Origin of the sequence: Colwellia sp., from assembly GCF_013215345.1 — a bacterium.
Lineage (GTDB): Bacteria > Pseudomonadota > Gammaproteobacteria > Enterobacterales > Alteromonadaceae > Colwellia.
On sequence record NZ_JABSOV010000159.1, the window covers coordinates 1 to 7283 of the forward strand.

Genomic DNA, 7283 nt, shown 5'->3' on the forward strand with positions numbered 1-7283 from the left:
AAAAAGTTGATACCATGGTAAATGTCTTTAGCAGTAGCAATCGTGGTGGTGCTTTTAGAGTTGCCAATGAAATACGCTATTTTAGTCTGTTTAGTAGCACTGATATCGACTTTACTGATGCCATATTTAGTCAACAAGAAGTACGCATAAAAATATTTAGCCTATTTAGTAGTGATACTATTTATGTGCCTGAAAATGTGAATGTAGCTTCTAAAGCTTTTTGTATTTTTGCCAGTATTGATAACTCAGCACCAAATAACGGCGTTAGTCATGTCAGGGCTACAACACCAGTACCAACTATTATTATTGAAGGGTTTTCGATATTTAGTAGTGTCGATATCGATTTAAAGCGCACCATGAAAGAGAAGTTCATTAAAATGGCTGATAGCTTTAAAAAAATGTTCTCGTAATATCAACTTGTTTAGTGATTTTTAGATAGTGAGTAATATATTGAGAGTTATAAATAGTAAATGATTAATAATGAGATTACGCTAGTGTCGTTCTTTAGCGCTTGCATAGCTTTAAGGTGCAAAGAGCTAATCTCAATATTAATGCCTATGTATGAACTTTCTTGCGCGTCATATTATCCGAATTCAGCAATCTACTTTTCATAACTCGCTATTATGGTGGCACTACCAACCGACTCAACAAAATACTTCTCTTTAACCACTAAGTATTGAGCGTCTGAGAAAAAACCTTCCATCTTATTCTTACTGCTAAAGTTTATAGTAAATACTCGGTTGATATCGTTATTGTCTGGTGAAATTAATACCTCTGACACTTTAAAATCATAACCAAATCCACCTTGATAATCAGAAAGTATTGGTTTCATAGCTTTGCGGTAATTTTCATATTTTAGATCATCTAAAACATGCAAACCGACGAGTATTTCATACGACATATAATCCCTTAAGTTTTATTAATATTTATAAATAGCGATATTTTGTTTACTTGGGTTCTACGTAAGCTACATTTTTTTCAACCAGTCACTAATAGAAATTGTGGTCTCTTTAATAGATATGTTTCCCGAGATGATTAAATCACAATTCAGGCTAACTTTGTTAGCGGCACGGATATAAATTTCTCTAAAGTGGTCATGGTATTTATCTAAGAAACTTGCAATTAAACTTAATGAAGCTGAACTCTCACCTGGGAGGTTATCAGTATGCCTTTTTATAATACGACTTAGGCATAACTCTAGAGGTTGATCCAATAAAACAACATAATCAATTAATAAAGCCATTGAGTTTCGCTCTCTGCCAAAAGGCTCTTCAATGAAAATGAAACAGCTGTTGTTCGTTGACCTTAGTGTTTGTAAAGCACTAACAAATTTAGGTGTTTGGATAAGAGAAACGTTAGCGCCATTGTTAAGCCAACATTTCATATCCTGGGGGTAAGTATGAATATCTGTGTGATCATCAAAAAGTAAGTATGGGCAATTAAAGCTATTTGCCAAAAATTTAACCGCGGCAGTTTTACCTGCACCAGATACTCCGCTGATAGCGATTACTTTTGTTTTGTTACTTGTCATATTCCATAGCTTTTATCTGTTTTTGTTCTGCATCGGTTAATACCTTATACCACCTAGGGTACGACCAGCCATAACCCCACCGAAATGATGTTGGCAAATATGGACTGCCACCAACACGAACACCCGCTAGCATAAGGTTGGCGATGTGAGGTTCGCCAACCTTAGCAACACACTGTTGCAGCTCTTTGTCAGCGACCAGTCTTTCTTGGTATGTGCCTCCTTGCCAATAAGCATAATCATGAGCGGTACAGCACGATAGCCATAATTGATTATGCTCAAATGTTCCATCAGGAAATGAGCTACATCCGTCCGAAGTGAAGGGCTTAATGTTTTCTGCATTTACATAAAATGAAATGAAGAAAAGTAAAAATACAATAGTTATACGCATATACACTCTACTGGTTAAATTTAGCTGCTTTAGCTCGGTTCATGTTTTTGGCTTGGCTCATGGTCATACCAAATGCCATACTGATCACCATGCCATATAAGTCCGTGGTATAAATAAGCAGTAGCAAGCATGAGTATACCGCCCACGAGTGCAGCTTCACTAATTAGGCCTAAACAACAAAAAATAAAGCCACTTATATGGCCAATAATTTCAATTCGATAGGCTGATTTTCTACTGGGTCTGGTTTGTAAAAGTTAAAAACAAACCAGCACTTCAATAACAAAGGTAAAGTCTTCCAGTTATCTGATTTTTTATCTATCATAAATTTCTCCTGATTCAAGGTTGTTATATCCACATCAAGTGCAGCAGTAATACATTTAATAGACTCTAGGCTAGCTTTTTTCCGCTTTCTATACGCTGGATTGTCCTAACATTTAGTCCAGACATTTGAGCTAATTGCTCTTGTGAAAAATGGCGGTTAATACGCAGTTCTTTGAGAATCATTAAATTTACCTCTGTACTTAAGAATCACAAGTATTCATTAAATTAGTTATTGTCGGTGACGATTTATACCTGACATTAGCCCCGCATGCCCCGACTTTCACCCGACAGCCCCTGTTTACACTACTAAACGAAGCTAATAGGTTATTTTTACCGTATTTTTTAGCTGTTCTTGTTAGGTATTACTGTCTTTTAACGATTCGGCAACACGAAGTTTAAGTTTTGGCAGCAGTTCTATTTCAAACCAAGGATTCTTCCTAAGCCAGATATTATTTCTAGGACTAGGGTGTGGCAACGGAACTATATTTGGCCAATAGCTTTTCCATGACTTTACCAATTCTGTCACTGAAGAATTCGTGCCAGCTAAATGATATTTCTGAGCATAACTTCCGAGTACAATAGTGAGTTCTATATGCTTAAGGTGGGCAAGGATTTTATCTCTCCAAGCTGGTGCGCACTCTTTTCGTGGCGCAAGATCACCTGTTTTACCCGTGCCAGGAAAACAAAATCCCATAGGTAAAATAGCAACTTTCTGTGGATTATAAAACTCTTCTCGAGTTAATCCCAACCATTCACGCAAGTGCTTACCGCTGGCATCATCAAATGGCACTCCTGAATTATGCACTTTGCGACCGGGAGCCTGACCAGCAATCAAAAGCTTTGCCTTTGGGTGAGCCTGCACAATAGGTCTTGGCCCATCCGATAATGCCGATGCACAAATGGTGCAATGTCTTATTTCGTTGAGTAGAGATGAAAACTCTGTCATTGCTGCCGCACAAGATCCTAATAGTAAGAGGTGTAGCCTAACCAACTATATTTTGTTCTGTCTTACTGTTTTGTTATGTCTTTTCAGTCTGACAATTCCAACATATTTCAAAAGATGAAGCATTTTTTTCAGAACAACTTTTACAGCTCCATTCAACACTATCATTACTTTGTTGTGATAACTTTACGATTGCCATCGCAGGATCAAAGTCGGAGTCGTTAACAACCCAAAGCTCAGGCCAAGAGTCAAAGGGCGATATTTCACCCGCTGCTCCCTGCGCGTATTCATTTTTTATCATGACTTCAATATGTTTAGTTTCAAGGAGATTTCTTACATTGTTGACAAGAAAACTATTTTCGGCGCTATACACTATCTTCACAGTTGACTACTCCTAATTTAAAATAGAGAGTTAAAAACTAGTTATTATAATATAAGGAGAACATTTCCTCTTTTAATATAAAGTAAACACTGCTTTAAAAGTAATTACTTTACCTTATTAATTGATAAAAATACTTACCACTTAAAGTAATAGTCTCCAATTATTATTTTTTATTACAAAAGTAACTGAATCAATGTAGCAGAGTAATGTGTTAATGGTGATTTTGTAATATTTAACTTGGTAATACTGAGCTAGTTAAACACTTTTTTTGTCGAGATCACAGCAATTACAGAGTACTAAAAATAATTTAAGCTGAGCCATTTAAATGATGACACGGCTAAGCTTAACTACAGTAGGAACTTCTATAAATATTCCAAAATGCACTACTTATGGTTGTTGGACAAATAACCAAACAATTAGTAGAGTTAATACTCAATAACTGGTGAGGGAAGTGCTATAATAGGTCATACCAGTTAAACCTACATTTACCTTAAGGCTTTTATGCGCTTTCTTTCCCGTCGTCTTGTTATGCCCAATGATTTAAATTACGCCAACTCTTTATTTGGCGGCCGCGCCCTTGAATGGATTGATGAAGAGGCCGCTATTTATGCTATCTGTCAATTAGAAACTAACTGTTTAGTAACGAAGCATATTGGTGAGATTAGTTTTGAGTCTGCTGCTATGCAGGGAGATGTAGTTGAGTTTGGTTTAGAAACTAAAAAAGTAGGTCGTACTTCTATTACCGTAACTTGTTTGGTGCGTAACAAAGCCACTAAAAAAACCATTTGTTTGGCTGATGATATTGTTTTTGTACAAGTTGATGCGAAAACTCGTTTACCTATACCCCATGGAAAAACGTTGGAAATATTAGCTCAGCAAACTAAAGTAGAAATAAATACTCTTAATGTGTAGCACACATCAAATGCCAGTTACCAATTAAGCTGAATTTTGCATGGTAAAGGATATAAACCGCTATTGCTAAGCCTAGCGCTTAGCAATACACTAGCAACATTATTTATCCATCGTCCTATATTATTATGTCCTCAGATCGCTTTGGTACTAGTGCCAATTATAAGCAACAAGAAAAAGGTTATCGTGACCGAGCACTAAAACTGTTTCCTTGGGTATGTGGCCGCTGTGCCCGTGCTTTTGAATTCTCTAACTTAAAAGAATTAACAGTACATCATGTCGACCATGACCATACTAATAACCCTAACGACGGTAGCAACTGGGAACTACTATGCATTTACTGTCACGATAACGAACATGATAAATATACTGATCAGGCTAGGTATCAAAGGGAAGTTAAAGCGGGCGATACCAATCAAGATACCGCTACCTATAATCCATTCGCAGATTTAAAGTCTATGTTGAAGAAGTAGCCTGTTAATGCTCCTCTTGGGTAAGATATTTTTCATAGCCTGAAATGCCAAAAAAACGAATGGATTTATGCTGTTTTATTTTTTTGGCAATCAGTAACTCATCGCAATAAATTTTAACGACTTGTTTATCCCCATTACTATCGGTTTCATAATCGTGTTTACTATTAAGCCTAAGATTATCAAACTCGGTTTTCATTATTAGCTTCATCGCTTAAATACTCCGTCATTCATGGATAAAATCTATAATGTACCTAAGTAACTGAGCTTATAGTTTGTTAATATCTTTTTGTACTTGATAGCCTTCATCGGTAACAATCTTCTCTAGTATTTGTACACGCTCGGTTAGAGCTAGGACTTCTTTGCTAAGCTCATCATTTTTTCCGTCAACATCATGATTGTGGGCAATTGTTTTGGTTTTGAATTCGAGATGTTTGTTATACATCTTATATAAAACGCCAAAGACCACACTGACAATAACAACCACCATAGTTGTACCACTCATAATTATCTCCTTATTATTTTTTTAGTTGTTAATTTTTAAGTACTAACTCTTAAATATTTGCTCTTTGCTTTTAGCGTTGAACTGAGTAAACGGCTGACGGTTTTATCAGCCGTTATCTTGTTTATATCAGCAATATAGCTGCTTAATGCTTTACTGGGAATTTTTCACCTTCAAACACTGTACCCCAAATTTTAATATCTTTAAGCTTTTTAGGGTCTACTTGATACGGGTCTTGCTCTAAGATAGCAAAATCTGCATTTTTTCCTGCGACAATAGAGCCAATTTTATCTTCCCAACGCATAGTCCAAGCGGCATCAATAGTTATGGCTCGAAGCGCCTCATCAACCGTTAACTTTTCTCCTGCTATGTTTTTATTACCGTTGATGGTTACTCGATTTACTGCGGTCCATGCCAGCGTTAACGGGCTAAGTGGCGCCATAGGTGCATCTGAATGTAAAGTTATAGGTAAACCATATTTTTTAGCTGTGCCTAAAGGCACCATTTTTCTGGCTCTATCTTCACCAAGCCATTGGTCGGCATAAATATCCGCTAAAATATACTGATAATAAGGGTTTGCCGAAACCATCATACCGAGGGCTTTCATCTGTTTTATTTGCGCTTCGGTAGCATAAGCAAAATGTTCGAGCGTGGTGCGGTGATCTGTTCTTGGGTGCTCAGCTTGTAAGCGGCGAACTAAATTGATCAACTCTTTGGCACTGCCATCGCCGTTGGTATGAGCATGAAGTTGATAGCCATTTTCCCAAAATACTTTCGCATAGTTATAGGTGGTTTCAAGTGGCGCCATCCACATACCTTTATGGCCGTCTTTGTAGCCTGGGAAGTCCATTTGTGAAGCACCTGAATAAATCGCGCCATCCATCATTAATTTAAAGTGTTTATCATAAACAACTCTATGACTATTGCCCTCAGTCCATTGCTCAACTTCTTTCAGCGCATCTTCAGGGGATATCCCACGAGCAATGAAATCAGTAATGAAAGGCGTTAAGACTAAACGTGCTGGCGCTTTACTTTCTTCGGCAACTTTTCTGATCAGTGCGGTTTCACCAACCGGGTCACCAAAAACGCCCATGCCCATATCCATTGCTGTGGTGGTGCCACTTTGGTGCATCATTTCTAAGAAGTTCTTCATACCTTGACCATAACGCTTTGGTGCAAACATAAATGACATTTTAGGGAGCATTAATTGCATGGCGCCATTCTCCCAAAAGTGACCTTTATCCCAGTCGGCCTCATGATGGGCAATAGTTGCGGCTTTATCTACTTTCAATAATTTAAGTGCGGCATCATTGGCAATTAATTCGTGAAATGAGCGATGCCAAAGCATGACCGGCTTGTTAGGGAATAATGCATTGAGTTCTTGCTTGTAAACATCCCCATGCCAAAGAGTATGATAACCCCAAGTAACAAACGGGATAGCAGGGTTATGGTTTGGATCGTTATAATGCTTATTAACCAGTTCAGTTAATCGCTCAATATAGCCGTTATTCGTTGTTTCACCGGGAAACTCCCCAGTAGGCAGAGACCAATCGTCAGGGGCGATGAAAGGGAATTGTGTTAATACCGCCGGTAAAGAAGGGTGTACGTGCGGGTCAATTAAGCCCGGCATGATAATTTTATCTTTAAAGGTAGGGTCTATGGTTGCGCCACGCTCTTTAATCCAACCTTGTAGGGAATCAAGGCTACCCACGGAAACGATTTTGCCATCGGCTACCGCAACAGCGGTGGCGTAAGGTTGGCTGTTATCCATAGTAATAATTTTTTTTGCAATATATACGGTAAGTTTAGCTGGCTTAGTCTCGTTAGCTGCATGCTC

14 protein-coding genes are annotated in these 7283 nt (G+C 37.9%); 3 read left to right on the forward strand and 11 right to left on the reverse strand.

The genetic code is table 11. The features are described 5' to 3' along the window. Positions 1-410 (forward strand): LiaF domain-containing protein (locus tag HRT50_RS16840; RefSeq protein ID WP_291616624.1); only part of this gene is annotated, 410 nt, incomplete at its 5' end. A gap of 191 nt (positions 411-601) precedes the next feature. Here HRT50_RS16840 and HRT50_RS16845 read toward each other — a convergent pair. The 8 genes from HRT50_RS16845 to HRT50_RS16880 all read right to left on the reverse strand — a co-directional run bounded on the left by HRT50_RS16845 (position 602) and on the right by HRT50_RS16880 (position 3565). Continuing rightward, positions 602-901 carry a DUF1330 domain-containing protein gene (locus HRT50_RS16845; RefSeq protein ID WP_291616626.1) on the reverse strand — a complete coding sequence of 100 codons (300 nt, stop codon included), beginning with the start codon at positions 899-901 and terminating at the stop codon, positions 602-604. Between the two features lie 66 nt (positions 902-967). Beyond that, positions 968-1531, reverse strand: coding sequence for a hypothetical protein (locus HRT50_RS16850; protein WP_291616628.1), 564 nt, complete (start codon positions 1529-1531; stop codon positions 968-970). Further along, positions 1521-1919, reverse strand: a complete 399-nt coding sequence (locus HRT50_RS16855; protein ID WP_291616630.1) for a hypothetical protein — start codon at positions 1917-1919, stop codon at positions 1521-1523. The genes HRT50_RS16850 and HRT50_RS16855 overlap by 11 nt, the downstream gene beginning before the upstream one ends. A 7-nt stretch (positions 1920-1926) precedes the next feature. After that, positions 1927-2079, reverse strand: coding sequence for a hypothetical protein (locus tag HRT50_RS16860; protein ID WP_291616631.1), 153 nt, complete (start codon positions 2077-2079; stop codon positions 1927-1929). A gap of 33 nt (positions 2080-2112) precedes the next feature. Then, on the reverse strand, positions 2113-2241 hold the full coding sequence (locus HRT50_RS16865) for a hypothetical protein (protein ID WP_291616633.1): 129 nt from the start codon (positions 2239-2241) through the stop codon (positions 2113-2115). Between the two features lie 65 nt (positions 2242-2306). Continuing rightward, the gene (locus tag HRT50_RS16870; protein ID WP_291616635.1) at positions 2307-2423 is read right to left on the reverse strand and encodes a helix-turn-helix transcriptional regulator; all 117 of its coding nucleotides are present in this window, start codon (positions 2421-2423) and stop codon (positions 2307-2309) included. A 172-nt stretch (positions 2424-2595) separates the two neighbouring features. Next, complete coding sequence (locus HRT50_RS16875; protein WP_291616637.1) at positions 2596-3186, reverse strand: uracil-DNA glycosylase family protein; 591 nt, start codon at positions 3184-3186, stop codon at positions 2596-2598. Between the two features lie 73 nt (positions 3187-3259). Beyond that, positions 3260-3565: a DUF2007 domain-containing protein gene (locus HRT50_RS16880; protein ID WP_291616639.1), complete on the reverse strand. Its 306-nt coding sequence runs from the start codon at positions 3563-3565 to the stop codon at positions 3260-3262. 501 nt (positions 3566-4066) lie between these two features. Here HRT50_RS16880 and HRT50_RS16885 point away from each other — a divergent pair. After that, the gene (locus tag HRT50_RS16885) at positions 4067-4477 is read left to right on the forward strand and encodes a hotdog domain-containing protein (RefSeq protein ID WP_291616641.1); all 411 of its coding nucleotides are present in this window, start codon (positions 4067-4069) and stop codon (positions 4475-4477) included. A gap of 125 nt (positions 4478-4602) precedes the next feature. Then, positions 4603-4947, forward strand: a complete 345-nt coding sequence (locus tag HRT50_RS16890; protein ID WP_291616643.1) for a YajD family HNH nuclease — start codon at positions 4603-4605, stop codon at positions 4945-4947. Between the two features lie 4 nt (positions 4948-4951). Here the strand turns inward: HRT50_RS16890 and HRT50_RS16895 are convergent, their stop codons facing one another. From HRT50_RS16895 to HRT50_RS16905, 3 genes are all read right to left on the reverse strand, one after another. Further along, positions 4952-5155 (reverse strand): hypothetical protein, encoded by a 204-nt coding sequence (locus HRT50_RS16895; RefSeq protein WP_291616645.1) that lies wholly within the window; start codon positions 5153-5155, stop codon positions 4952-4954. 57 nt (positions 5156-5212) lie between these two features. Next, positions 5213-5449, reverse strand: coding sequence for a hypothetical protein (locus HRT50_RS16900; RefSeq protein WP_291616647.1), 237 nt, complete (start codon positions 5447-5449; stop codon positions 5213-5215). Between the two features lie 142 nt (positions 5450-5591). Then, a partial coding sequence (locus HRT50_RS16905) for an amidohydrolase (RefSeq protein ID WP_291616649.1) occupies positions 5592-7283 on the reverse strand: 1692 nt, incomplete at its 5' end.

Bases quoted from the DNA above. Each gene is read 5' to 3' on its own strand.
- HRT50_RS16845 (WP_291616626.1), bottom strand. From the start codon at position 901: ATGTCGTATGAAATACTCGTCGGTTTGCATGTTTTAGATGATCTAAAA.
- HRT50_RS16850 (WP_291616628.1), bottom strand. From the start codon at position 1,531: ATGACAAGTAACAAAACAAAAGTAATCGCTATCAGCGGAGTATCTGGT.
- HRT50_RS16855 (WP_291616630.1), bottom strand. From the start codon at position 1,919: ATGCGTATAACTATTGTATTTTTACTTTTCTTCATTTCATTTTATGTA.
- HRT50_RS16865 (WP_291616633.1), bottom strand. From the start codon at position 2,241: ATGATAGATAAAAAATCAGATAACTGGAAGACTTTACCTTTGTTATTG.
- HRT50_RS16870 (WP_291616635.1), bottom strand. From the start codon at position 2,423: ATGATTCTCAAAGAACTGCGTATTAACCGCCATTTTTCACAAGAGCAA.
- HRT50_RS16875 (WP_291616637.1), bottom strand. From the start codon at position 3,186: ATGACAGAGTTTTCATCTCTACTCAACGAAATAAGACATTGCACCATT.
- HRT50_RS16885 (WP_291616641.1), top strand. From the start codon at position 4,067: ATGCGCTTTCTTTCCCGTCGTCTTGTTATGCCCAATGATTTAAATTAC.
- HRT50_RS16890 (WP_291616643.1), top strand. From the start codon at position 4,603: ATGTCCTCAGATCGCTTTGGTACTAGTGCCAATTATAAGCAACAAGAA.
- HRT50_RS16895 (WP_291616645.1), bottom strand. From the start codon at position 5,155: ATGAAGCTAATAATGAAAACCGAGTTTGATAATCTTAGGCTTAATAGT.
- HRT50_RS16900 (WP_291616647.1), bottom strand. From the start codon at position 5,449: ATGAGTGGTACAACTATGGTGGTTGTTATTGTCAGTGTGGTCTTTGGC.